Raw genomic sequence first — 23,695 nt, 5'->3', positions numbered from 1 at the left:
CGGTGGGGGCACCCGACGACGTGTGCCCCCACCCTCTCAGGAGGAGTTCCCGTGGCCATCTCGGTCTTCGATCTGTTCTCGATCGGCATCGGCCCGTCGAGCTCCCACACGGTCGGCCCGATGCGTGCGGCGCGCATGTTCGCGCGGCGCCTTCGCAACGAGGGCGTTCTCAACCCCGTCGCGTCGGTCCGCTGCGAGCTCTACGGCTCCCTGGGCGCGACCGGCCACGGTCACGGCACCCCGAAAGCGGTGCTGCTCGGCCTGGAGGGCGCCTCGCCGCGGACGGTGGACGTGGAGGGGGCGGACGAGCGGGTGGAGGCGATCAGGTCGGGCGGCCGTCTGAGCCTGCTCGGCGAGCACGAGATCCCGTTCTCCTACGACGACGACCTGGTCCTGCACCGCCGTAAGACGCTCCCGTACCACGCGAACGGCATGACGATATGGGCGTACGACGCACAGGGCGCCGAACTCCTGTCGAAGACGTACTACTCGGTCGGCGGCGGCTTCGTCGTGGACGAGGACGCGGTGGGCGCGGACCGTATCAAGCTCGACGACACGGTCCTCAAGTACCCCTTCCGCACCGGCGACGAGTTGCTGCGTCTGACGAAGGAGACGGGCCTGTCGATCTCCTCGCTGATGCTGGAGAACGAGCGCGCCTGGCGGACCGAGGAGGAGATCCGCACCGGCCTGCTGGAGATCTGGCGGGTGATGCAGGCGTGCGTCTCGCGCGGCATGTCCCGCGAGGGCATCCTCCCGGGCGGCCTCCGGGTCAAGCGCCGGGCCGCGGTCACGGCCCGCCAACTCCGCGCGGAGGGCGACCCGTTGGCGCACGCAATGGAGTGGATCACGCTCTACGCGATGGCGGTGAACGAGGAGAACGCGGCGGGTGGACGGGTGGTCACGGCGCCCACCAATGGGGCCGCGGGAATCATCCCCGCCGTCCTCCACTACTACATCAACTTCGTGCCCGGCGCCGACGAGGACGGGGTGGTCCGCTTCATGCTCGCCGCCGGCGCCATCGGCATGCTCTTCAAGGAGAACGCCTCCATCTCCGGCGCCGAGGTCGGCTGCCAGGGCGAGGTCGGCTCGGCCTGCTCGATGGCGGCGGGCGCGCTGGCCGAGGTGCTCGGCGGATCTCCCGAACAGGTCGAGAACGCCGCCGAGATCGGCATGGAGCACAACCTCGGTCTCACCTGCGACCCGGTCGGCGGCCTGGTCCAGATCCCGTGCATCGAGCGCAACGGCATGGCCGCGGTGAAGGCGGTCACAGCGGCCAAGATGGCGATGCGGGGCGACGGCTCCCACAAGGTGTCCCTCGACAAGGTCATCAAGACGATGAAGGACACCGGGGCCGACATGAGCGTGAAGTACAAGGAGACGGCGCGGGGCGGGCTGGCGGTCAACATCATCGAGTGCTGAGGGAGCAGGCCCTGACCAGCGCGTTCGCTTCTTTCAGCGCTGTTCAGGGCCTGCTCTTGCCGCTCGTCCGGAAGGGCGGGATCAGCTCCCGTGGTTGTGCATGACGTGCTTGGTGCGTGAGTAGTCCTCCAGCGCGTAGACCGACAGGTCCCGGCCGTAGCCGGAGCCCTTGAAGCCGCCCCAGGGGACCTCGCTGGCCAGGACCAGATGCGAGTTGACCCAGACGGTTCCGAAGTCGAGGCGTGCGGGGATGTCGTGGCTGCGGCGGGCGTTCTCGGTCCACACCGATGCCGACAGACCGAGAGGGACGTCGTTGGCCCGCCGTACCGCCTCCTCCTCGTCGGCGAAGGCCTCGACCGTGATCACCGGGCCGAAGATCTCCTCGCGGGCGACCTCGGCGCCTTCGGGGACGTCGACCAGCACGGTCGGGGCCACGAAGTAACCGGGCCCGTCGAGGGCGCCGCCTCCGGTCGCCACGCGGACGCCCTCGCTCTTCGCGCGCTCCAAGTACCCCGTGACACGGTCGAAGTGTGCCTTCGAGACCATGGGGCCGACCTCGACGTCCTCGCCGGCCTGCGGCTCACCGACGACCAGGGCCCGGACCTCGTCGACGAGTTGCCCGACGAACTCCTCGGCGACCGATTCGTGCACGAGTACGCGACAGGCGGCCCCGCATTCCTGACCCGAGTTCCAGAAGCCGGCGGTGCGCAGTGACGATGCGGCGGCCGCGAGATCGGCGTCCGGGAAGATCACGACCGGGGCCTTGCCGCCGAGTTCGAGGTGCACACGCTTGAGGGTGTCGGCGGCGGCCCGGGCGACGGCACGACCGCTGTTGACCGAACCGGTCAGGGCGATCATGTCCACGTCCGGGTGCTCGGCGAGCCGGGCGCCGGCGACCGCGCCGTAACCGTTCACCACGTTCAGCACACCGGCCGGCAGCAGGTCGGCCACGAGCTCGGCGAACTTCAGCGTGGTCAGCGGAGTCTGCTCGGAGGGCTTGAGGACCAGGGTGTTGCCGGCGGCGAGAATGGGCGCGATCTTCCAGGCCGCCATGAGCAGGGGGTAGTTCCACGGGGTGATCACGCCGACCACTCCGAGCGGCTCACGCAGGATGACCGACAGGTGGTTCTCGGCGTAGTCGCCGGCGGCCATGGACGTGGTCGCGCGCATCGCACCGGCCATGAAGCGGAAGGTGTCGATGGTCATGCCGACGTCGTCCCGTGACACCGCGAGCGGCTTGCCGGTGTTCGCCGACTCCAGCTTGGCCAGGAGCTCGGTGTGCTCGGCCACCCGGTCGGCGATGGCGTGCAGCACCTCCGAGCGGTCCTTGGGGACCAGCCGTGCCCACGAGGCCTTGGCCGCGACCGCGGCGGCGACCGCCCTGTCGATGTCCTCGGAGGTTCCCTCGGGAATCCGGGCGATGACGCTCTCCGTGCTCGGGTCGACCACGTCGATGACGCGCTCGGTCGATCCGTCGAGGAACTTCCCGTCGACGAAGTGCCGGGCCGGGGGAAGGTCGTCCGCGGAGATCAGGGGCGGCGCGTCTGCCGCGCGTCGAACCGTGGCAGTCGTGAGGCCGGCGTCAGTAGTCATGATCAGTAACTCCCTGGGGGTGGCCGTGTGAAACAGCTGGATTCGGTGGGACGGGGTCGGGTGGGGTGAGCTCGGGTGAGGTGAACTCGGGCTGCGACGCGGCCGGCCGGTCGACGCTGCGGCCGACGCCGCGTGCTTCGGCCCGCTGGTGGATGGCCCAGGCCGCTGCCGCGTCCTGAACGCCGAGGCCGGCGCTGAGGTACGTCACGATGTCGTCGTCGCTGCCGCGACCGGTCTCGTCGCCGGTCAGGACATGGCCGAGTTCGAGGAGTTCCAGCTCCGGCGCCTCGGCCCGTGCCCGGGCGGCGACGATCGGACCGCAGTTCTGTCGCGCCGTAGGCTCGTGATCGACGACGACGCGTTGGCCGGCGTAGAGGATGTCGGGACCGATCTCGCAGCGGTGCCGCTCGAAGGATCCGACGGTGATGATCGTGGCGCCGGGTGAGATCTCGCGCGCGGAGAACAGCGGTTCGGTGGCCAGGGTGGCGCAGACGATCACGTCCGCCCCGCTGATCGCGTCGCTCAGGGACTCCACCGGTTCGACCTCGCATCCCTGCTCGCGCAGGCGGTCGACGGAGGCGTCGAGCGAGGGCCGGCGCGGTGACCACATGCCGGTCCACGCGTAGTCCCCGCCGTGCTGCAGTGCCGCGATGTGCGCCCGGCCCTGTACGCCGGACCCCAGGACGAGGAGGCGGGCCGCGCCCTTCCTGGCCAGTGCCTCGACCGCGACCGCGCTCGCGGCGGCCGTGCGCAACGTGGTGAGCGCGGTGCCGTCCATGAAGGCGAGCGGGGCGCCGGTGTGGGGGTCGAGCACGGCGACCACGGCATGGATGGTCGGCCGGTCCGTCCCCGCGTTCCCGGGATTGAGGCTCCCGAACTTGCAGACGGGGCCGCTCAGTCGGTCGAGGCGCGAGGCATAGCAGAAGACGGTGCTCGGATCGTCGGCGTGACCGCCCAGGATCTTCCCGGGCTGCCACGCCTCTCCCCGCGCCAGAGCGATGAACGCCGTCCGCTGCGAGGCGATCGCGGTGTCGAGGTCGAACACGGAACGGACGTCCTGCTCGTCGAGGAACCTCACGACTGCCCCGCCCCCTTCGTCACCGTGCCGCCGCCAACTGCGGAAGCTCCTGGACCAGGGAGGAGATCCTCGCGGTGGTGGCGGCGTCGAGGGCGAGCACCGGCTCACGCGGACTTCCGACGGGGAATCCGGCCGCCTCCAGGGCCGCCTTGACGGCCGGGATGAACGGAGCGGACATGATCGCGTCCATCAGCGGGTAGATCCGCGCCCATTCGGATCGCGCGCGTCCGAGGTCGCCGTCGCGCAACGCGCGGTGGATCGAGACGAGTTCGGCCGGCATCACGTTCGCGGTCCCGGCCATGACACCGGCGGCGCCCTCGGAGATCGCGGTCAGCAGCAGGCTGTCCCAGCCGACGAAGGTGGAGATGACGTCGCCGTGGCGGTGGATCAGCTGCCCGGCCTGAGCCATGTCCGCGCTGGTGTCCTTGATGTACCGGATGTTCTCGACCTCACGGGCGAGCTGACCGACGGTGTCCGGCGAGAGATTGACACCGGTGGCCCCCGGCAGGTTGTAGAGCATGATCGGAACGTCCACGGAGTCGGCGACGGTACGCAGGTAGCGCAGCGTCTCGTCGAGCGTGAGCGGCTCGTAGTACGGGGCGACGACCATCAGGACCGAGGCTCCGGCGTCCTGCGCGTGGCGGGACAGTTCGACCGCTTCCCTGGTGCTGAGCGCACCGGTCTGCGCGATGACCGGCACCCGCCCGGCCACCTGGTCCACGACGGTCTCGACGACCCGGCGCCGTTCCGCGCCGGTCATCGCCGCGAACTCACCGGTGGATCCGCAGGCGACGACACCGTCGACACCGCCGTCGACGCTGCGGTCGACCAGGCGGCGCAGTGTCTTCTCGTCGATCTCCCCGTCCGACGTGAACGGTGAGGCAAGCGCGGTCAGGACACCGCTCAGCTGTGACGACATTTCAGGTCTCCTCGGGTGAAGCCGGGGGCGGGCATCGGCCCGGGAACGCCGGGCTCATGGGCTTGCCGCACCGGAGCAGTCGGGGCTCCGGACGGGACTGCGGATCTACGGGGCGGCGGGCACCGGCGCCAGGCCGTGCCGGGCGGTCTGCCGGTCGGTGGCCAGCAGGCTCTGCGCCTCCTGCGCGGCGGACAGGCCGGTCTGGATCGCGGTCTCGGTGTAGAGGGTGCCGAGGTAGTCGCCGGCCAGGAGCACCCGGCCGGTGCGGCGGGTCAGCGTCTGCTGCAGCTTTCCGCGACCGGGGAAGCAGTAGGGCGCGCCCGTGGGCCAGCGCTGGACCTCGGCCTCGACGACGTGGTCGCCGAAGCCCGGCAGGACCTGGTCGAGCTCGTCGAGGTAGGTCTTGCGGATCTCGTCGTCGTCGAGCTCCAGGAGCCCGCGCGCCAGACTGCCCGGCGAGAAGACCATGACGCTGCTGCCGGGCCGGCGTTCCGACTCGAGACCGCGCGCGATGTTCGACATGTTCAGTACGACGTTGAAGGGCCGCTTCGGCGTCGCGATGGCGTAGGCGTCGTCCCAGACCTGGCGCTCGGTCTCGTCGGTGAGGAACGCGGCGCTCACGTACGGGCCGTAGACGATCTTCGACAGGGCCTCTCGGACATCGGGGTCGAGATCGACCGCGACCCGGTGGCTGACGGTGGCGGGGGTGGCCAGGACCACGCAGCGCGCCTCGACCTCCTTCTCGACCCCGTCCTCCCGGTAGCGGACGACGGCCGAGTCCTTCTTCTGGACGATCTCCTCGACGGCCGCGTTCAGCCGCACCCTGTCCGACAGGGCCGCGGCGATGCCCTCGGTGAGGGTGGACGGTCCGCCGACGATGCTCTCGGAGAGGCCCCCGCCGATGTTCCACACCAGGCTGAAGTAGCCGACGCCGGCGCCGGCGGAGAGCTGGTCGATGTCGGCGGCGGAGCGGGTCACCGTGGGCTTGAACAGCGCTTCGGCGTCTTCGGGCAGGTCTCCGACGAAGTCGGCGAAGCTGCGGTCGTTCATGAAGTCGTAGACCCGCTGCTGTCTTGTGGCCTCGTCCTCGCCGGGCCGCCGCTGGACGATCCGCGCGTAGCGGGCGACGGCCAGCCCGACCTTGGCACCGGCCTTCACCATCCCGACGCGGGCGGACCACGGCATGGGTATCCGGAACGGATAGCTCTCCACCCGGCCCTTGAGAAGCAGCTTGCCGTTCATGGCCAGTCCGGCCAGCGATCCCGTCACCGGGGTCGAGTCGATACCGGTGTCACCGAGGAGCCACGCGGTGGAGGAGTTCCCGCCGGCGTAGACGTGCCCGCCCCAGTTGAGCCAGTACGGTCCGCGTCGCTCGGAGCGGATGCGGCCGCCGACGCGAGGCCCCGACTCCAGCAGCAGGGTGTCCCAGTGCCGCAGGCGCCACGCGGCAGAGAGGCCGGCGATGCCACCGCCGACGATGACCACATCCTTCATGCGTTCCTCTTCTCGATTCTCAGCACTCGAAGCTCCGTCTCGGGATCCCTGGATGCCGGAGAGGGGTGACATGACCTACGTGCGGGCGGGTCGACCGGGCGCGGGAAGTCGTCACGCGATGCCCGAGGGAGTTCCGGTCTCACCTGGATGTCCGCCACCATAAGATGTGATCACACATCACACAATGGTTTGCAGGAGGCGAACGTGAGCCTTCGTCGAACCCCTGCCGCCGACCAGCCTGTTTATGATTCAGTCGTGCTTATGTCCAAACGTGTCGAGCCGTCGCCCTCCCTGGCCGACCAGGTGTACGCGGTGCTGCACGGAGCGATCACCAGCGGCGAGTATCCGGCCGGCTACCGCCTGCGCATCCGCGACCTCGCCGCCGAGGTCGGAACCAGCGTGATGCCGGTGCGCGAAGCCATCCGGCGCCTCGAGGAGGCCGGCTTCGCCGAACGCGTTCCGCACAAGGGCTCGGTGGTGAAGGGTCAGAACCTCGACGAGCTGCTCCACATCTACGACACGCGACAGGTCCTGGAGGTCGAGGCCGCGCGCCGCGGCGCCGCACGGATCGACGAGGCGGACGTCGCCCGCATGCGTGAGCAGTTCGAGCTCATGCGGAGCGCGATCACCGAGGGTGCCGTGGTCCCGTACCTCGACCACGACGAGGCCCTGCTCGCCATCCTCTACGAGGCGGCCGGCAACCCCGTGCTGCTGAGCACCATCCGCACCCTGTGGCAGCACTGCCGCGCCTACAAGATCGTCGGCGCCCGGGCGACCCTCGACACCCCCGGCGACGTCGATGCGCTGTGGCGCTACCAGGAGCGCCTGCTCAAGGCCGCCCTCGCGCACGACGCCGAGATGGCCGCCGCGATCAGCAACGAGTCGCTGGCCAACGCCACCGACCGGATCAAGGCGCAGCTGGAATCGCGGTAGCCGGCTCGGCCGACGGCAGTTTCTTCGGGTAGATCCAGGGCGACGGGTAGCTCCAGTAGCTCCAGGACGAAAACCGTCGACTCGAACGCCCGACGGGAATATCAACTTCTCCACTCCGGCGACGTCGGTATCGACGCGCGGCTGGCCATAATTGGCCCCCAGGATTTCCGATCGATTGCCGATTTGCTACGTATCACCTCGCCTCACGCGAGCGGGGCGGGCGGGACCCGATCGAGGCGGACGGGCATGCCCCGGCCCACGGGTTCGTCGACCGGATCGTCGTGATCGACGGCGTGATCGGCAGCGTGATCGCTCGTCAAATTCTTCTTCGAGATGGTTTTCCCAGGTCAGAGCTGGTTCCACAGACAACGATGCAAAAAAGATCTGTGATCACATCTTGTCAGGCCTCGATGAAGGTGCGAAGTTACCTGCCATCACCGAGCCCTGCGCCATCGCAAACAGGATCCATGTCGGGATCAGTCCGCTCGGGGATTTCAGCCACAGGGAGAAACCATGGAGCGTCTACGCGATTCACGTCTGGTCCGCTTCGGGGCGATCGTCGGATCCATTGCCCTGATGGGGTCGACGGCCGCCTGCGGTTCGTCCGCCACCGATTCCTCCACCACCGCGTCGGACACCGTGTCGAAGAAGGTCGACTCGATCGCCGCCATGGTCCCCAAGTCGATCGCCTCGAAGGGGACCTTGGTGATCGCCGCCGCCACCTACCCGCCCGCGGTGATCGAACCGGCCACCGGCGCGAATCCCACCGGCTGGGACATCGAGAACGTGCGTCAGATCGCCGCGGTCCTGGGCCTGAAGGTCCAGATCAAGATCGCCCCGTTCAACGGCATCATCACCGGACTGCAGGCAGGCCGCTACGACGCCGCGACCGGAGAGATCTACGCGCTGCCCGAGCGTACGGAGACCGTCACCTTCGTCACCAACCACGAGTCGGCCGACGCCCTCATGGTCCCCGCCGGCAGCAAGATCACCAGCGCCACCGCCCAGGAGGACCTCTGTGGTTACACGGTGGCCGCGCTGCTCGGTTCCGCCGAGGCGAAGCTGGGCGTGGAGGTTGCGAAGAAGTGCAAGAGTGCGGGCAAGGATCCGATCACTCTCAAGACCTTCGACTCACAGGCCAACGTCAACCTCGCCATGCGTGGAGGCCGGGTCGACGCGGCGATCAGCAGCGCGAGCCAGGTGGCCTATGTGATGAGCCAGGCCAAGAACCAGTTCGCCCTGGTCGAGCTGCCGTGGGCACCCAAGTACGAGACCGGCCTGGTGCTGTCGCGCAACAGTGACACCGCGAAGTTCGCCAAGGCGGTTCAGGCGGCCACCGACCACCTGATCGAGAACGGTGAACTGCAGAAGATCCTCGACAAGTTCAACGCCGGCCAGGGGCTGATCAAGAAGGCCGAGATCCTTCCCGCGACGGGGAGCAACTGATGAAAACAGCCACCGTCACGGACTCCACACGCGTGGACCCGTCAGCCACCCCGCCCACGGAACTCGTGCCGATGCGGTATCCCGGTCGGCGCCTCGCCGCCCTGCTCGTTCTCCTCGTAGCGGCGAGTCTGGGCTTCTCCGTGGTGACCAACGACAACTTCGAGTGGCCGGTCGTCTGGGAGTACCTGTTCAACCCCGAGATCATGGCGGGCCTTCGCACCACGCTGGTCCTCACCGGTGTGTCCATGTCTCTGGGGATCGCCCTCGGCATCGTTCTGGCTGCCTGCCGGATGTCGGAGAACCGGGTGCTCTCCTCGCTCTCGGGCGCCTACCTGTGGTTCTTCCGAGGCACGCCGCTCCTCGTCCAGCTGATCTTCTGGTTCAACCTCTCGGCCCTCTACCCCCGGTTGTCGCTCAGCCTGTTCGGCGGTCCTGAAATCGTCGGCGCGGCCACCAACGGCGTGCTGAACCTGTGGGCCGTCGCCATCATCGGCCTGACCCTGAACGAATCGGCCTACATGGCCGAGATCGTGCGTGGTGGCCTTCTCTCGGTGCCCAAGCACCAGAGCGAGGCGGCCATCGCGCTCGGGATGAACCGGTGGCTGACCTTCCGCAGGGTGGTCCTGCCCCAGGCCCTGCGGGTGATCGTCCCGCCCACCGGCAACCAGGTCATCGGCATGCTGAAGCACTCCTCGCTGGTGAGCATCATCGCTCTCGCCGACCTGCTGTACTCGGCGCAACTGATCTACTCGCAGAACTTCCGCACGATCCCGCTGCTCGTGGTGATCTCGCTCTGGTACCTGGTGTGCACCACGGTCCTGTCCTACGCCCAGAGCCACATCGAGCGTCACTACGGGCGCGGCGTCCACGGCGGCGCGCAGCGGCCCGGCGGACTCGCGAAGCTCCGCGCGCTCGGCTCCCGGCTCTCGCAGCGGTCCCGGTCGAACGACAACCCGACTCCGGCGTAACCGTCGTAACGAAAGGACCGGTGAATCTCCGATGAGCGCAACGACATCCGTGCCCGACGGCACTGACACCCCGACGGCCGATCCCATCGTCCGGATCATCGACCTCCACAAGAGCTTCGGACCGGTCGAGGTCCTCAAGGGCGTCGACCTCGAGGTCCACCGCGGCCAGGTGGTCGTCATCCTCGGGCGGTCCGGCTCGGGCAAGAGCACCATGCTGCGATGTGTCAATCACCTCGAGCGCCCGTCCCGCGGCACCGTCGTCGTGGACGGCGAGGTGATCGGTTACCGCATCAAGGGTGACAAACTGCACGAGCTGTCGCCCTCGGCCGTCGCGAAGCAGCGCACCAGGACCGGCATGGTCTTCCAGGCCTACAACCTCTTCCCGCACATGACGGTGCTGGAGAACCTCATCGAGGCACCGCGCCGCGTCAAGGGCGTGAACAAGGCCGAGGCGGTGAAGGACGCACTGCAGGCGCTGGAGGAGGTGGGTATGGCCCACAAGGCCGATGTCTACCCCAGCACCTTGTCCGGCGGCCAGCAGCAGCGTGTGGCGATCGCGCGCGCCCTGGTCATGAAGCCCAGCGTCATGCTCTTCGACGAGCCGACCTCGGCCCTGGACCCCGAACTGGTCGGTGAGGTTCTGAACGTCATGAAGCGGCTGGCGACCAGCGGCATGACGATGATCGTGGTCACCCATGAGATCGGCTTCGCCCGCGGCGTCGCCGACGAGGTGGTCTTCATGTCCGAGGGCCGGCTCGTCGAGAAGGGCCCGCCGTCCCAGGTCATCGACGCGCCCGTCCACGAGTCCACACGCCTCTTCATCGACAGCATCCTCTGAACCCTCCCCCAGCTGAGGCAGGGGATTCAGATGGCGTCGCGGATGGCCTGTTCGAAGCCCTCGACGTGGCTGCGGGCGAGCCGCGCCGCCGTGTCGGAGTCGCCGGCGACGATCGCCTCGATCAACGGTCTGTGCTCTTCGACGTGGCCGGCCATGCCGGGCAGTCGGTCGATGAACAGGCACCAGATGCGGGTGGCCAGGTTGTCGTGGCGGACGAGGGTGTCCTCCAGGTACGGGTTGTGCGTGGCGGCGTAGGTGGCGCGGTGGACCCGGAGGTCCAGACGCATGAGCTCGGCGGCGTCGTGCCGGCCGGAGTCCACGCTCTCCAGGTCCCGCAGCAGGTCCGTCAGGGTCGCTCGGTCGATGGCCGTGCCGCGCCGCGCGGCCTGGGCGGCGGCCAGGGGTTCCAGCTCCTGGCGTACCTCGGAGATGTGGGCCAGGTCGGTGATGTTGACGTCGGTGGCGAAGGTGCCGCGTCGCGGGTAGGTCGTGATCAGGCGCTCGTACTGGAGCCGCTTGAGCGCCTCGCGCACCGGGGTCCGTCCGACGCCGAGGGACTGGGCCAGCTGGTCCTCGTTGATCGGCGCGCCCGGTCGGATCTCGAGCATCACGAGCTGGTCGCGGATGGCGCGGTAGGCGCGCTCGGCGAGGGACAGCTCCTCGCCCCCGGGCTCGGTCGCCACCTGCTGCATGAAGCCCCCTGCCTGCTGCATGAAGCCCCCTTGACCAGTCCGGCGAACTCCCATACCTTACCGCAGAGGCTGATATATCAGTTGCTCATTAGTTGGCTCTCAGGATGGTGCACAGATGGCAACGAACCCGTCGCTCACCCCGGTCGCCTCCTCCCTCTCCCTCCCGCTCAGCGCACTCGACCCGGATGTCGCCGCCGCGGTGGACGCCGAACTCCGCCGTCAGCAGTCGACCCTCGAGATGATCGCCTCGGAGAACTTCGCCCCGGCCGCGGTCATGGAGGCGCAGGGCTCGGTCCTGACCAACAAGTACGCCGAGGGCTACCCGGGCCGCCGCTACTACGGCGGCTGCGAGCACGTCGACGTCATCGAGCAGCTGGCCATCGACCGGGTGAAGGAACTGTTCGGCGCCGAGGCCGCCAACGTGCAGCCGCACTCGGGCGCCCAGGCCAACGCGGCCGCGATGTTCGCGCTGCTCGACCCCGGCGACACGATCCTCGGCCTCGACCTGGCGCACGGCGGCCATCTGACCCACGGCATGCGCATCAACTACTCCGGCAAGCTGTACAACGTCGTGCCGTACCACGTGCGCGAGTCCGACCTGCGAATCGACATGGACGAGGTCGAACAGCTCGCTCTCGCGCACCGGCCCAGGATGATCGTCGCCGGCTGGTCGGCCTACCCCCGCCGGCTGGACTTCGCCGCGTTCCGGCGGATCGCCGACGCAGTGGGCGCGTATCTGATGGTGGACATGGCGCACTTCGCCGGGCTGGTGGCCGCGGGCCTGCACCCGAACCCGGTGCCGTACGCCGATGTCGTCACGACCACCACGCACAAGACCCTCGGCGGCCCGCGCGGCGGTGTGATCCTCAGCCGCGCCGGGCTGGCCAAGAAGATCAACTCCGCGGTCTTCCCGGGCCAGCAGGGCGGCCCGTTGGAGCACGTCATCGCGGCGAAGGCGGTGGCCTTCAAGGTGGCGGCGGGCGCGGAGTTCAAGGAGCGCCAGCAGCGCACCCTGGACGGCGCCCGCATCCTCGCCGGACGGCTGCTGTCCGACGATGTCGCCGAGGCCGGGATCACGGTGCTGACCGGCGGCACCGAAGTGCACCTGGTCCTCGTCGACCTGAGGAACTCCGCGCTCGACGGGAAGCAGGCCGAGGACCGGCTGCACCGCGTCGGCATCACCGTCAACCGCAACGCGGTGCCCTTCGACCCCCGACCACCGATGATCTCCTCGGGCCTGCGGATCGGCACCCCCGCCCTGGCCACCCGCGGCTTCGGTGCGGCGGAGTTCCGGGAGGTAGCCGACATCATCGCCGAGGCCCTGAAGGGCGAACAGCCCGACGACGAACTGCGCGCCCGGGTCGAGAAGCTCGCCGCCGCCTACCCCCTCTACCCCCACCTGAACGGAGACGCGGCATGACCAGCACGCCGCTGCCGGAGCACCCGGACTTCCTCTGGCGCAACCCCGAGCCGCGCTCCTCGTACGACGTCGTCATCATCGGCGCGGGAGGCCACGGCCTGGCCACCGCCTACTACCTGGCCAAGAACCACGGCATCACCAATGTCGCCGTGCTGGAGAAGGGCTGGCTGGCCGGCGGCAACATGGCCCGCAACACCACGATCATCCGCTCCAACTACCTGTGGGACGAGAGCGCGGCGATCTATGAGCACGCGCTCAAGCTGTGGGAGCAGCTCCCGGAGGAGCTGGGCTACGACTTCCTGTTCAGCCAGCGCGGCGTCCTCAACCTCGCGCACACCCTGCAGGACGTCCGCGAGGGCATGCGCCGCGTCAACGCCAACCGCCTCAACGGCGTCGACGCCGAGTGGCTCACCCCGGACCAGGTCGGCGAGGTCTGCCCGATCGTCAACCTCTCGCCGCGCACCCGGTACCCGGTCCTCGGCGGCACCTTCCAGCCGCGCGCCGGCATCGCCAAGCACGACCACGTGGCCTGGGCGCTGGCCCGCCGGGCCGACGAGATGGGCGTGGATCTGATCCAGGGCTGCGAGGTCACCGGTTTCCTCAAGGACGGCGACCGGGTCGTCGGCGTCGAGACCAACCGCGGTCGTATCCACGCGGGCCGGGTCGGTCTCGCGGCCGCCGGGCACAGCAGCGTGCTGGCCGAGCGGGCCGGTTTCCGGTTGCCGATCCAGTCGCATCCGCTGCAGGCGCTGGTGTCCGAGCTGCACGAGCCGGTGCATCCGACGGTCGTCATGTCGAACCATGTGCACGTCTACGTCTCCCAGGCCCACAAGGGCGAGTTGGTGATGGGCGCGGGCGTCGACTCCTACAACGGCTACGGGCAGCGCGGCTCCTTCCACGTGATCGAGCAGCAGATGGCCGCCGCCGTGGAGCTGTTCCCCGTCTTCGCCCGCGCGCACGTGCTGCGGACCTGGGGCGGCATCGTCGACGTCACCCCGGACGCCTCCCCGATCATCGGCACCACCCCCGTGGAGAACCTCTACGTCAACTGCGGCTGGGGCACCGGCGGTTTCAAGGCCACCCCCGCCGCCGGCTGGGCCTTCGCGCACACCGTCGCCACGGGCGAACCGCATCCGCTGAACGCCCCCTTCGCCCTCGAACGCTTCGCGACGGGCGCGTTGATCGACGAGCACGGCGCCGCAGCCGTGGCCCACTGAGGAGGACACCGTGCTGCTGATCACCTGCCCATGGTGCGGACCACGGGACGAGACCGAGTACCACTACGGCGGACAGGCCCACGTCCCCCACCCCGAGACCCCCGCCGACCTCACCGACGAGCAGTGGGCCGAGTACGTCTTCTACCGCGACAACCCCAAGGGCCCCTTCGCCGAGCGGTGGATGCACAGCACCGGCTGCCGTCGCTGGTTCAACGTCCTGCGCGACACCGTGAACTACGAGGTGCTCGCCGCCTACCGGCTCGACGAGCCCCGCCCCGAACTGCCCCAGGCCGGAGGGAACCGATGACCGACCAGCACTTCCGGCTGCGGCAAGGAGGCCGCGTCGACCGCGCCGCCGTGCTGCGATTCACCGTCGACGGGCGGGAGTTGACCGGGCACCCCGGTGACACCGTCGCCTCGGCGATGCTGGCGAACGGTCTCGTCGAGGTCGCTCCGTCGATCTACCGCGGCCGCCCGCGCGGCATCGTCTCCGCCGGCGTCGAGGAGCCCAACGCCCTGTTGCAGATCGGCGGTTCGTACTCGGAGGGCATGCTGCCGGCGACGGCGGTGGAGCTGTACGACGGCCTGTCCGCCACGACGCTGTCCGGGATGGGCCGGCTCGACCCGGCCCCCGACCCCGCCGTCTACGACAAGAAGTACGTGCACACCGACGTCCTGGTCGTCGGCGCCGGACCGGCCGGGCTCGCGGCCGCCGCCGCTGCCGCCGCCTCCGGCGCCCGCGTGATCCTCGTCGACGACCAGCCCGAGCCCGGCGGTTCGCTGCTCTCAGGTGCGCAGACCGGCCTCACGTGGGTCGCCGACGTCCGCGCCGCGCTCGACTCCGCCCCCGAGGTCGTCGTACTGCAACGCACCATGGCCTTCGGCTCGTACGACGACAACTACGTGCTGGCCCTCCAGCGCCGCACCGACCACCTCGGAACCGGCGCCCCCGAACCCGCCACCGGCATCTCGCGGCAGCGGCTGTGGCACATCCGGGCCCGCCAGGTGGTCCTCGCGACCGGCGCGCACGAGCGTCCCCTGACCTTCGCCGGCAACGATCGCCCCGGGGTGATGCTCGCCGCGTCCGTGCGTACGTACCTCAACCGGTATGCCGTGGCCCCGGGTTCGCGGGCCGTGGTGAGCACGACCAACGACAGCGCCTATGACACGGTCGCCGACCTCCACGCCGCCGGGATCGACATCGCCGCCGTCGTGGACGCGCGCCCCGAGCTGTCCCACCGGGCCGCCGAGGTCGCCGCGGCGACGGGGGTGCGGGTGCTGACGGGCAGCGCGGTGGTCGACACGGCGGGCGAAGGCCGACTGACCGCCGTCACCGTCCAGGGCCTCGACGCCGACGGTCAACTCACCGGCGCACCACAGTCGTTCGACTGCGACCTGCTCGCCGTCTCGGGCGGCTGGAGCCCGGTGGTGCACCTGCACAGCCAGCGCCAGGGCAAGCTCCGCTGGGACTCCGGGCTCGTGGCGTTCGTGCCCGACGGCACCGTGAGGGACCAGCAGGTCGTCGGTGCGGCCCGCGGGACGTACGACCTCGACGGCTGTCTGGGCGAGGGGGCGCGGGCCGGTGCACGGGCCGCGACGGAGGCCGGGTTCCCGGTGCCGGTACCCACGGCGTCGTACAAGGAGGTACGTCCTGAAGTGCGTGCCCTGTGGCTGGTGCCCGCCCCCGACGGCGAACCCGGCACCTGGGACACCCACTTCGTCGACCTGCAACGCGACGTCACCGTCGCCGACGTCTGGAGGTCCACCGGCGCCGGCATGCGCGGTGTCGAGCACGTCAAGCGCTACACCTCGCTCGGCACGGCGGGCGACCAGGGCAAGACGTCCGGCGTCAACGCGATCGGTGTGATCGCCGAGGCCCTCGGCGGTTCGCTGGGAGAGATCGGCACCACGGCCTATCGGGCGCCGTACACGCCGGTGGCGTTCGCCGCCCTGGCGGGACGCGAGCGCGGCGAGCTGTTCGATCCGGAGCGGACCACCTCCATCCACAGCTGGCATGTGGCGCACGGAGCGTTGTTCGAGGACGTCGGGCAGTGGAAGCGCCCCTGGTACTTCCCCCTGCCCGGTGAGGACATGGACACCGCCGTGGCCCGCGAGTGCCGCGCGGCCCGTGAGGGAGTGGCGGTCATGGACGCCTCCACCCTCGGCAAGATCGAGATCTGGGGCGCGGACGCGGGCGAGTTCCTCAACCGCGTCTACACGAACGCCTTCAAGAAGCTCAAGCCCGGCCTCGCCCGCTACGGCGTGATGTGCAAGCCCGACGGCATGATCTTCGACGACGGCGTGACCCTGCGCCTCGACGACAACCGCTACTTCATGACCACCACGACCGGCGGGGCCGCAGGCGTCCTGGACTGGCTGGAGGAGTGGCTGCAGACCGAGTGGCCCGAACTCGACGTCCACTGCACCTCGGTGACCGAACAGTGGACCACGATCGCGGTGGTCGGCCCCAAGTCACGCGAGGTCGTCGCCCAACTCGCGCCCGACGTCGACCTGTCCGCCGAGGCCTTCCCCTTCATGGCCTTCCGCGAGACCACCCTGGCCTCCGGTGTCCCGGCCCGCATCTGCCGGATCTCCTTCTCCGGCGAACTCGCCTACGAGATCAACGTCTCCGCGTGGTACGGCCGCGCCGTCTGGGAGCAGGTGTACGAGGCCGGACAGCCGTACGGCATCACCCCGTACGGCACCGAGACCATGCACGTCCTGCGCGCCGAGAAGGGCTACATCATCGTCGGCCAGGACACCGACGGCACCGTCACCCCGCAGGACGCGGGCATGTCCTGGGTCGTCTCGAAGCAGAAGGACTTCATCGGAAAGCGGTCCTACGCCCGCGCCGACACCTCCCGCACCGACCGCAAGCAACTGGTCGGTCTGCTCCCGGCCGATCGCACGACCCGGCTGCCGGAAGGCACTCAACTCGTCGCGCCGGACGTCTCCTTGGAGACGGTGCCGGTGCCGATGCTCGGCCACGTCACCTCCAGCTACCACAGCCCGGCCCTCGGCCGCCCCTTCGCCCTCGCCCTCGTGGCCGGCGGGCGGGCCAGGATCGGCGAGACCCTGCTCGCCCCGGTGGGCGAGGACCTGGTGCCCGTCGAGGTGGCCGACTTCGTCCTCTACGACCCCGAAGGGACCAAGCGAGATGGCTGAGCCGATCACCGCACTGCGCACCAGCCCCCTGGCGCACCTGGAAGAGCGGATGCGCTCCGCCACGGTCACGGGCGCCCGCGGCGTCACGCTGACCGAGTGGCCGTTCGTCACCATGGTGAACCTGCGCGTCGACCCCGCTTCCGAAGCGGCCGACCGTGTCGAGAAGGCCCTGGGGGCGCCGCTCCCGCGGCAGTGCGGCGACACCGCCGCATCCGGCCCCCACACGGTCGTCTGGCTCGGCCCCGACGAATGGCTCGTGCTGTCCCAGGCCGAAGAGACCGCTGTCGCCGCCGAGTTGCGGGAGGCACTCGGCGGCGACCCGGGCTCGGTCGTGGACGTCTCGGCGAACCGCACCACGCTGGAGCTGAGCGGCCCGGCCGCCCGGCAGGTGCTGGAGAAGGGCTGCCCGCTGGACCTGCACCCCCGGGTCTTCGGTCCCGGCCGGGCGGTGTCGACCACGGTGGGCCCCATCGCGGTGCTGCTCTGGCAGGTCGACGAGACACCGACGTACCGGCTGTTCCCACGGTCCTCGTTCGCCGACCACCTGGCGCGCTGGCTCATCGACGCGATGAGCGAGTACCGCGGCCCGGAGGTGCCCTGATGGACACGTCACCGAATGTCGAGCACGTCCTCACCCTCGACTGCCCCGAGGCTCCCGGCATCGTCCTCGCCGTCTCGCGGTTCCTGGTCGAGCACGACAGCGACATCATCGACAACCAGCAGTTCGGCGACCGCCGCGACGGCCACTTCTTCATGCGGGTGTACTTCGCCGCCTCCGGCGGTGAGAGCGCCACGGAGACCCTGCGCCGCGACTTCGCCGCCGTGGCCGCCACCTTCGCCATGCGGTGGCACCTCGAACCGGTCAGCACCCGGCGCCGCGTGCTGGTCATGGTGTCCCGCTACGGCCACTGCCTCAACGACCTGCTCTTTCGCGCCCGCAGCGGTGACCTGCCCGTCGACGTGGTCGGGGTGGTCTCCAACCACCGCGACCACGAGTCGCTCGTCGCCTGGCACGGCATCCCGTTCTTCCACGTGCCGGTCACCGCCGCGACCAAACCCGAGGCCGAGACCCGACTCCTGGAGATCATCGACTCGTTCGACGTCGACCTGGTCGTGCTGGCGCGCTACATGCAGGTGCTCTCCGACGACCTGTGCAACCGACTGGCCGGCCGGATGATCAACATCCACCACTCGTTCCTGCCGAGCTTCAAGGGCGCCAAGCCCTACCACCAGGCCCACGACCGCGGCGTCAAACTCGTCGGCGCGACAGCCCACTACGTCACCGCCGACCTCGACGAAGGCCCGATCATCGCCCAGGAAGTCATCGGCGTCGACCACAGCCACACACCCGACGACCTCGCCGCCATCGGCCGCGACGCGGAATCGGCAGCCCTGGCCCGAGCGGTCCGCTGGCACTGCGAAGGCCGGGTGTTCGTCCAGGGGAGGCGCACGGTGATCCTGCGCTGACAAGGCCGGCCGGGACCGCGGGGGAACAGGACCACGGGGGAACAGGACCACCAACTCGGCGACGGCCACTCCTGCGGGTGGAGACGGCGCCGCCCGTCCGTCCCCGTGTTCTCCTACGGCGTCTGCATCAAGGGCACGGTCAAGGAGACCGTCGGGCCGATGGCCGAACCGGTGCTGATCGGCGGCGAGATCGTCCGCCCCGGAGACGTGGTGTGCGCGGACGCCGACGGCGTCGTGGTCGTGGTCGTGCGGTGTGAGGACGCGGCCGACGTCGTGCGCAGGAGCCAGGAGCGCATCGGCGCCGAAGAGGCGTACATCGCCGTCTACCGCTCCGGAAAGAGCACGGTCGAGGTGAGCGACCTGGCCGCCGTACGGGAAGCCAAGGGGCTCGTCATCGACGCGTGGTGCTTTCCGTGTGGGCCGCGGTCTCGCCGAGGAAGTCGAGCAGCAGGCTGTTGACCCGGTCCGGTGCGTCGAGCTGCATCCAGTGGCCGGCGCCGTCGATCCGCTCGTAGCGCCACCGCCCGTCGACAAACGCGGCGGTGCCGGTGAGCGCCTGCTCGGTCACCGCGACATCGCCGTCGCTCCACACGCCCATGGTGGGCGCCTGGATCGGCGGGAGCTGCACGGGCGGGGCGATCAGCGACTCCGGGGGCAGGACGGCGCGGTACACGCCGAGGCTTGCGGACAGTGCTCCGGGGTCGCGGAGCCGGGCGATCACCGCGTCGGCGTCCGGATGCCGGGCCCAGTCGCGGAAGTTGCGGAAGTCGTCCTGCGACAGCCACTGCTCGGCCACGCCCGGGAACTGGAACAGCAGCATGTACCAGGACTTCTCACGCTGCGTCAGGCCCGCCGCGCCGAACGCCCCCGGATGCCCGACCGACAGACAGGTGAGGCCGGTCACCCGCGCGGGCGCCATCGCCGCGAACACCGCGCCGATCGCGCCGCCCCAGTCGTGGCCGAGCACATGGACCCGGTCCACGCCGAGGTGGTCGAGGACGCCGATCAGGTCGCCGATGAACCTCAGGATCCCGTAGTCGGCGATCTCGGCCGGCTTGTCGGAGTCGCCGAAGCCGCGCAGGTCGGGGGCGATCGTCCGGTACCCGGCGGCCGTCAGCGCCGGGACCTGGTGGCGCCAGAGGTCGTGGGTGTCGGGCCAGCCGTGGAGCAGCAGTACGGCGGGGCCCTCGCCGGTGTCGTGCACGTTGATCCGGACGCCGTTGACGTCGATACGGGTGCCGGTGGCCGGGCCGTCGGGCACGGTCTGCGCGGTGGGCCGGGTGGTCCGGGGCACGGCGAGGTCCCTCGTCACGGTGCCGGTGGGACTGTCCTTCACGCCGATGGCGGCCAGCAGCTCGGCCCGGCCGGGTCCCGGCAGCGGGTACTGCGGCGCGTTGGAGCCGAGGGCCAGCACCTTGTCCATCACGCCCGGCCAGGAGAGGACCTCCTGGGGCGTCGCGAGCAGCGACGCGATCGAGGTCCGAGCCCGCAGTACATCCGGGTCGCGCAGCACCGCGGCGTCCATCGCCTTGGTGATCGCCCAGGCGGGGTCGGCGGTGCGGTACGGGCGGCCGGTGATGTCGCCGTCGATCTCGGCCAGTCGGTGCCGGTCGTAGGCCAGGGTCGCCCGGTAGTAGGGGGCGACGGTGGCCTCGGTGACCTCGTGGAAGCGCAGCGCCAGTTCCTCGGGCTTGCCGGTGTCGGTCTCGCGCAGCAGGTCACGCAGTGCGCAGGCGTGGAGCACCCCGATCGACGAGCCCCGCCCAAGAGAGGGGTTGGTGCACGCCCAGGCGTCGCCCACGGCGAGCAGCCCCGTGGCCACGGGGGTGCCGTCCACGACGTAGCTGCGGTGGCGGTCCTCGATGCCCGCGATCACCTGCACACCGGTGATCGGCTCGCCGTCGCCCCAGTGCGCGAGGGTGGGGAACAGCGCGAGCGCCCGCTCCCACTGCTCCGGGTCACGCAGCGCCCGCAGTTGAGGGTCCCGGGAGGAGGCGATCAGCCCCACGCCCCAGGTGCCGGAGTCGCAGGGCAGGGTGAGTGCCGAGACGCTGTCGAAGTGCTGGAGCACCGAGGCCCGGGCCTCGGGCCCGCCGCCGTTTCCGCTTCGGGAGCGGTAGTGGCGGGTGTAGTAGACGAAGCCCGCGTCCTCCCGCTCCTCGACCGGGCGGCGCCCGCCCACGGCGTCCAGCATGCTCGTCACCGGTGAGCGGCGACCCGTCACGTCGACGACCAGGTCGGCGCGGAACGTCCGCCCTCCGTCCGCCATGACCCCCGTCACGTGCGGGACGCCCGGGGCCGACTCGGCGCCGGTCAGCAACCCGGTGACCGTGACACCCCGGTGGACGGTCACCCCTCGGGTACGGGCCGCGACCGCGGACAGCGCGGCCTCCACGATCGGACGGCGGGCCGTCACCGTCTCGAAGCGGTCGTCGTCCGCGCGGAGGGCGCCGGTCAACTCGCCGGGCAGCACGCCGAGCAGGTTCACCCGGAGACCGCCGAGGGCCTCCAACTCGCTGATCACCTCCGGGAGTTCGCGCCCGATCTCCGCCCGCCAGCGCGGCAGCATCAGATGCAGCAGCCGGAACTGGCTGACCCCCGGGCGCTCCCAGCTCTCCCACAACGCGTCGCTGCCGCCGCCCGGTTCGCCGCCGTCCCGCTCCAGCACGGTGACGCGGTGTCCGTCGCGGGCGAGGAGCATCGCGGTCGTCAGTCCGTTGAGTCCCGCTCCGAGTACGAGTACGTCTGCCATGGGCCAACTCCCCCTGGTTGATGGCGCATTCCGGTCCCCCGGAGCATCGGACGGCGGGGTGTTCACCTGCCAGGCCAGTTCCTGCCCAATCGCTGCCCACCCCGAGGCCCGAGGCCGGCTCACCTCTCTCCCAGCCGCACCTCTCCGATCTCCACCGCCCAGAGCAGGTCCGTGAGCCGCTCGACGGCCTTGCCCAGATGCCGCCGGTAGGTGGAGAACGGCAGACCGAGCACCTCCGCCGCGGCCTCCTGCGTGGGCGCGGGCCGGACGAAGGTCCGCTGCAGCACCCGGCACAGCGCCTCCGCGCGCGGCTCACGGCCGACCTGCTCGATACCGCCGATGAGGGTGGCCCGCAGCCGCTCCGCCGCCCGCTCCGGCCCGGCGCCCTCCTCGAAGTCGAAGCCCACCGCCAGCCCCGAGCCCGTCAGGGGGCTGGCCTTCAGCCGGTCCGGCGCGTGCAGATCGCGCAGCGCGGCGCGCACCGCCTCGTCGAAGCGGGCCCGGTCCAGCGGCGGCGGGCGCAGCAGTTCGGGAGGCGGCGGGCCGGTGGCACCGGTGAGTTCACGCTCCGCCATCAGCTCCAGCCAGGCCTCGACGGGGCAGCGCCGCCAGTCGATCCCGAAGACCGTGTAGCGCAGGCCCTCGAACTCCGCCTCGAACTCCGTGGTCAGGCCCAGGTATTGAAACGCGGGCCGCCAGAACTCACAGTCGAGCACCGCGCAGAACGACCAGGCCAGCGGGCGCGTCAGCCAGGTGACCGTAGATCCGACCGAGGCCACGAGGACGGCGTGGGCATCGCGCTGGTGCCCGTCGGGGCCGCCCACGAAACGGGCGACGGTGATCTGCTCCCCCGGCCGGGCCGGGGAGATCCGCGCGGCATGGTCCAAGGCGGTCCGCACGACGGGGTCGGCCGCGCACAGCGCCGGGTCCGTCGGGTGGACCACCTGGAACATGAACCCGACGACCCCGCTGGAGTGCCGCATCACCATCAGGTTCTGCGGCTCCGCGTCGAGCCACCGCTCGGCGACCGCCGCGCTGGGCCCGCCCTCGTACCGCTCGATCACCTCCAGCACCTCGCGATGGTCCTCCGGACGCCCCGCGACCACGGCGGCGGACCCACGCTCACGCAGCGCCCAGAACGCCGACGCGAACGGGCTGCGGCGGTGCAGATAGAGCTTCTGATACGCCCACAGCCGCTGGTCGGTGGCGTGATGCCGACGCATCCCGGCGACCGCGAGCTCGTGGACGATCCGGTTGACCCGCCGGAACGTCTCCGGCGAGCGGCTGCGCAGATCGGCGTCCAGCACATCCCGCACCAGCTCGTGCGGATACAGCCCGTCGGCTCCCCGGGTCACCCACGGCTGCGCCTCCAGCCACGCCCACACCTCCGGAGCGCGGTCGCCGACGGCGCTGCGCAGCAGGTCCTCGGTGGTGAGCCAGGCATGGGCGCACAGCGCCAGCCCCAGCACATGGGCCTCGCCGGGCGCCTCGCCGACCACCTGCGCCACCAGGGTGGCGACCAGGTCGGGCAGCTCGGCCAGATCGTCGGGCACCCTTCCGGAGGCCGTCGCGTCCGCCAGCAGCGCCAGGGTCAGCGGATGCCCCTGGCCGAGGGCCGCCAGACGGCACCGGAACCCGTCGGGAACCTCGGCGCGCGCCAGCAGTTCCACGCTCTCCGCCTCGGTCAGCACGGGCAGCGGATGTACGGCGGTCACGGCACGCCACCCGGGATCCGTCCGCCACGCCGCACTGGGCGCGTCGCGGCCGAGCAGGACCACCACCGCCCCGGCGTCGAGGGAGGGCAGCAGCTCGTCACGGACCCAGCCGTCGATCGGGCCGAACCGGTCGTACCCGTCGAGCAGCAGCACCTGCGACCGACCGTTCCCGCCCCGGGAGGAGCCCCGGGACTTGGCCAACGCATCGTCCAGCGCCGACCGCAGCCCCTCCGAAGAGCAGTCCACATCCCGCCCGTCCACGGTGACGGCGACCCGCCCGCGGGCCCTCGCACGCCTCCGGAACTGATGGAGCAGCGCCGTCTTCCCGATGCCGCCCGGACCGTACACGAACAGCACTCTGCGCGAAGGCCCCGCCGCGTCGGCGGTCAACGCCCGCTCGAAACTGGCGAGTTCGACGTCCCGGCCGACAAAGGCGCGCGTACGGGCCTCGTCGATGACAGCAGCGAGATCAAGGGCCATGGCCATCTCCGCACATCCGGCCGGAGTCCCCCGACACCCGGCCCGGCCAGACTACTCGCGCGCTGGGCAGCATGGCCCCGAGGATTTTCCGGAAGGCCG

The 23,695-nt window shown here is 70.4% G+C and carries 19 protein-coding genes; 12 read left to right on the top strand and 7 right to left on the bottom strand.

The features are described 5' to 3' along the window. The first annotated feature begins 51 nt into the window (after positions 1–51). Complete coding sequence (locus tag IG08_RS0133280; RefSeq protein ID WP_030611155.1) at positions 52–1,419, top strand: L-serine ammonia-lyase; 1,368 nt, start codon at positions 52–54, stop codon at positions 1,417–1,419. Positions 1,420–1,500: 81 nt separating this feature from the next. Here IG08_RS0133280 and IG08_RS0133275 read toward each other — a convergent pair whose 3' ends face one another. The 4 genes from IG08_RS0133275 to IG08_RS0133260 form a co-directional block, all read right to left on the bottom strand. Further along, positions 1,501–3,012, bottom strand: a complete 1,512-nt coding sequence (locus IG08_RS0133275; protein WP_030611152.1) for an aminobutyraldehyde dehydrogenase — start codon at positions 3,010–3,012, stop codon at positions 1,501–1,503. Next, positions 3,002–4,090 carry an ornithine cyclodeaminase family protein gene (locus IG08_RS0133270; protein ID WP_052424971.1) on the bottom strand — a complete coding sequence of 363 codons (1,089 nt, stop codon included), beginning with the start codon at positions 4,088–4,090 and terminating at the stop codon, positions 3,002–3,004. Before IG08_RS0133270 ends, IG08_RS0133275 begins: the two co-directional genes overlap by 11 nt. Positions 4,091–4,109: 19 nt before the next feature. Next, a complete protein-coding gene (gene dapA / locus IG08_RS0133265) occupies positions 4,110–5,009 on the bottom strand; it encodes a 4-hydroxy-tetrahydrodipicolinate synthase (RefSeq protein WP_030611146.1) in 900 nt (299 codons plus the stop codon). 105 nt (positions 5,010–5,114) lie between these two features. Beyond that, entirely contained in the window at positions 5,115–6,503 is a 1,389-nt protein-coding gene (locus IG08_RS0133260) for a protoporphyrinogen/coproporphyrinogen oxidase (protein WP_030611142.1), read from the bottom strand. Between the two features lie 261 nt (positions 6,504–6,764). On the opposite strand from IG08_RS0133260, the gene IG08_RS0133255 reads away from it, so the two are divergent. The 4 genes from IG08_RS0133255 (at position 6,765) to IG08_RS0133240 (ending at position 10,688) form a co-directional block, all read left to right on the top strand. Beyond that, positions 6,765–7,436: a GntR family transcriptional regulator gene (locus IG08_RS0133255; RefSeq protein WP_030611139.1), complete on the top strand. Its 672-nt coding sequence runs from the start codon at positions 6,765–6,767 to the stop codon at positions 7,434–7,436. Between the two features lie 513 nt (positions 7,437–7,949). Beyond that, positions 7,950–8,882 (top strand): transporter substrate-binding domain-containing protein, encoded by a 933-nt coding sequence (locus tag IG08_RS0133250; protein WP_030611136.1) that lies wholly within the window; start codon positions 7,950–7,952, stop codon positions 8,880–8,882. Continuing rightward, positions 8,882–9,850 (top strand): amino acid ABC transporter permease, encoded by a 969-nt coding sequence (locus IG08_RS0133245; RefSeq protein ID WP_063757803.1) that lies wholly within the window; start codon positions 8,882–8,884, stop codon positions 9,848–9,850. Before IG08_RS0133250 ends, IG08_RS0133245 begins: the two co-directional genes overlap by 1 nt. Positions 9,851–9,881: 31 nt before the next feature. Continuing rightward, a complete protein-coding gene (locus IG08_RS0133240) occupies positions 9,882–10,688 on the top strand; it encodes an amino acid ABC transporter ATP-binding protein (protein ID WP_043455860.1) in 807 nt (268 codons plus the stop codon). A gap of 26 nt (positions 10,689–10,714) precedes the next feature. On the opposite strand, the gene IG08_RS0133235 is transcribed toward IG08_RS0133240, so the two are convergent. Next, positions 10,715–11,380: a GntR family transcriptional regulator gene (locus tag IG08_RS0133235; RefSeq protein ID WP_030611127.1), complete on the bottom strand. Its 666-nt coding sequence runs from the start codon at positions 11,378–11,380 to the stop codon at positions 10,715–10,717. Between the two features lie 115 nt (positions 11,381–11,495). Here IG08_RS0133235 and glyA point away from each other — a divergent pair, with 115 nt between their 5' ends. From glyA to IG08_RS57615, 7 genes are all read left to right on the top strand, one after another. Further along, positions 11,496–12,800, top strand: a complete 1,305-nt coding sequence (gene glyA / locus IG08_RS0133230) for a serine hydroxymethyltransferase (protein WP_030611124.1) — start codon at positions 11,496–11,498, stop codon at positions 12,798–12,800. Further along, the gene (locus IG08_RS0133225) at positions 12,797–14,017 is read left to right on the top strand and encodes a sarcosine oxidase subunit beta family protein (RefSeq protein ID WP_030611121.1); all 1,221 of its coding nucleotides are present in this window, start codon (positions 12,797–12,799) and stop codon (positions 14,015–14,017) included. Before glyA ends, IG08_RS0133225 begins: the two co-directional genes overlap by 4 nt. A gap of 10 nt (positions 14,018–14,027) precedes the next feature. Beyond that, positions 14,028–14,324: a sarcosine oxidase subunit delta gene (locus tag IG08_RS0133220; RefSeq protein WP_030611117.1), complete on the top strand. Its 297-nt coding sequence runs from the start codon at positions 14,028–14,030 to the stop codon at positions 14,322–14,324. Next, positions 14,321–17,182, top strand: coding sequence for a sarcosine oxidase subunit alpha family protein (locus tag IG08_RS0133215; protein WP_030611115.1), 2,862 nt, complete (start codon positions 14,321–14,323; stop codon positions 17,180–17,182). Before IG08_RS0133220 ends, IG08_RS0133215 begins: the two co-directional genes overlap by 4 nt. Next, positions 17,175–17,783, top strand: a complete 609-nt coding sequence (locus tag IG08_RS0133210; RefSeq protein WP_030611113.1) for a sarcosine oxidase subunit gamma — start codon at positions 17,175–17,177, stop codon at positions 17,781–17,783. The genes IG08_RS0133215 and IG08_RS0133210 overlap by 8 nt, the downstream gene beginning before the upstream one ends. After that, on the top strand, positions 17,783–18,649 hold the full coding sequence (purU, locus tag IG08_RS0133205) for a formyltetrahydrofolate deformylase (protein WP_030611111.1): 867 nt from the start codon (positions 17,783–17,785) through the stop codon (positions 18,647–18,649). The genes IG08_RS0133210 and purU overlap by 1 nt, the downstream gene beginning before the upstream one ends. Before the next feature lie 105 nt (positions 18,650–18,754). Then, a complete protein-coding gene (locus IG08_RS57615; RefSeq protein ID WP_078655843.1) occupies positions 18,755–19,108 on the top strand; it encodes an RraA family protein in 354 nt (117 codons plus the stop codon). On the opposite strand, the gene IG08_RS60785 is transcribed toward IG08_RS57615, so the two are convergent. Beyond that, positions 19,041–21,401, bottom strand: a complete 2,361-nt coding sequence (locus tag IG08_RS60785; RefSeq protein ID WP_199820945.1) for an alpha/beta fold hydrolase — start codon at positions 21,399–21,401, stop codon at positions 19,041–19,043. The genes IG08_RS57615 and IG08_RS60785 overlap by 68 nt on opposite strands. A gap of 119 nt (positions 21,402–21,520) precedes the next feature. Then, positions 21,521–23,596 (bottom strand): AAA family ATPase, encoded by a 2,076-nt coding sequence (locus IG08_RS0133185; RefSeq protein WP_030611107.1) that lies wholly within the window; start codon positions 23,594–23,596, stop codon positions 21,521–21,523. Positions 23,597–23,695 lie beyond the last annotated feature (99 nt).

Origin of the sequence: Streptomyces fulvoviolaceus (genome assembly GCF_000718165.1) — a bacterium.
In the GTDB taxonomy this organism is placed as follows: domain Bacteria; phylum Actinomycetota; class Actinomycetes; order Streptomycetales; family Streptomycetaceae; genus Streptomyces; species Streptomyces fulvoviolaceus.
Note: the sequence above shows the minus strand (reverse complement) of the source record. Positions and strands in the feature narration are given on the sequence as shown.

Bases quoted from the DNA above. Each gene is read 5' to 3' on its own strand.
- IG08_RS0133275 (WP_030611152.1), bottom strand. From the start codon at position 3,012: ATGACTACTGACGCCGGCCTCACGACTGCCACGGTTCGACGCGCGGCA.
- IG08_RS0133245 (WP_063757803.1), top strand. From the start codon at position 8,882: ATGAAAACAGCCACCGTCACGGACTCCACACGCGTGGACCCGTCAGCC.
- IG08_RS0133250 (WP_030611136.1), top strand. From the start codon at position 7,950: ATGGAGCGTCTACGCGATTCACGTCTGGTCCGCTTCGGGGCGATCGTC.
- purU (WP_030611111.1), top strand. From the start codon at position 17,783: ATGGACACGTCACCGAATGTCGAGCACGTCCTCACCCTCGACTGCCCC.
- IG08_RS60785 (WP_199820945.1), bottom strand. From the start codon at position 21,401: ATGGCAGACGTACTCGTACTCGGAGCGGGACTCAACGGACTGACGACC.
- glyA (WP_030611124.1), top strand. From the start codon at position 11,496: ATGGCAACGAACCCGTCGCTCACCCCGGTCGCCTCCTCCCTCTCCCTC.
- IG08_RS0133215 (WP_030611115.1), top strand. From the start codon at position 14,321: ATGACCGACCAGCACTTCCGGCTGCGGCAAGGAGGCCGCGTCGACCGC.
- IG08_RS0133235 (WP_030611127.1), bottom strand. From the start codon at position 11,380: ATGCAGCAGGTGGCGACCGAGCCCGGGGGCGAGGAGCTGTCCCTCGCC.
- IG08_RS0133240 (WP_043455860.1), top strand. From the start codon at position 9,882: ATGAGCGCAACGACATCCGTGCCCGACGGCACTGACACCCCGACGGCC.
- IG08_RS0133210 (WP_030611113.1), top strand. From the start codon at position 17,175: ATGGCTGAGCCGATCACCGCACTGCGCACCAGCCCCCTGGCGCACCTG.
- dapA (WP_030611146.1), bottom strand. From the start codon at position 5,009: ATGTCGTCACAGCTGAGCGGTGTCCTGACCGCGCTTGCCTCACCGTTC.
- IG08_RS0133260 (WP_030611142.1), bottom strand. From the start codon at position 6,503: ATGAAGGATGTGGTCATCGTCGGCGGTGGCATCGCCGGCCTCTCTGCC.
- IG08_RS0133185 (WP_030611107.1), bottom strand. From the start codon at position 23,596: ATGGCCCTTGATCTCGCTGCTGTCATCGACGAGGCCCGTACGCGCGCC.
- IG08_RS0133255 (WP_030611139.1), top strand. From the start codon at position 6,765: ATGTCCAAACGTGTCGAGCCGTCGCCCTCCCTGGCCGACCAGGTGTAC.
- IG08_RS0133225 (WP_030611121.1), top strand. From the start codon at position 12,797: ATGACCAGCACGCCGCTGCCGGAGCACCCGGACTTCCTCTGGCGCAAC.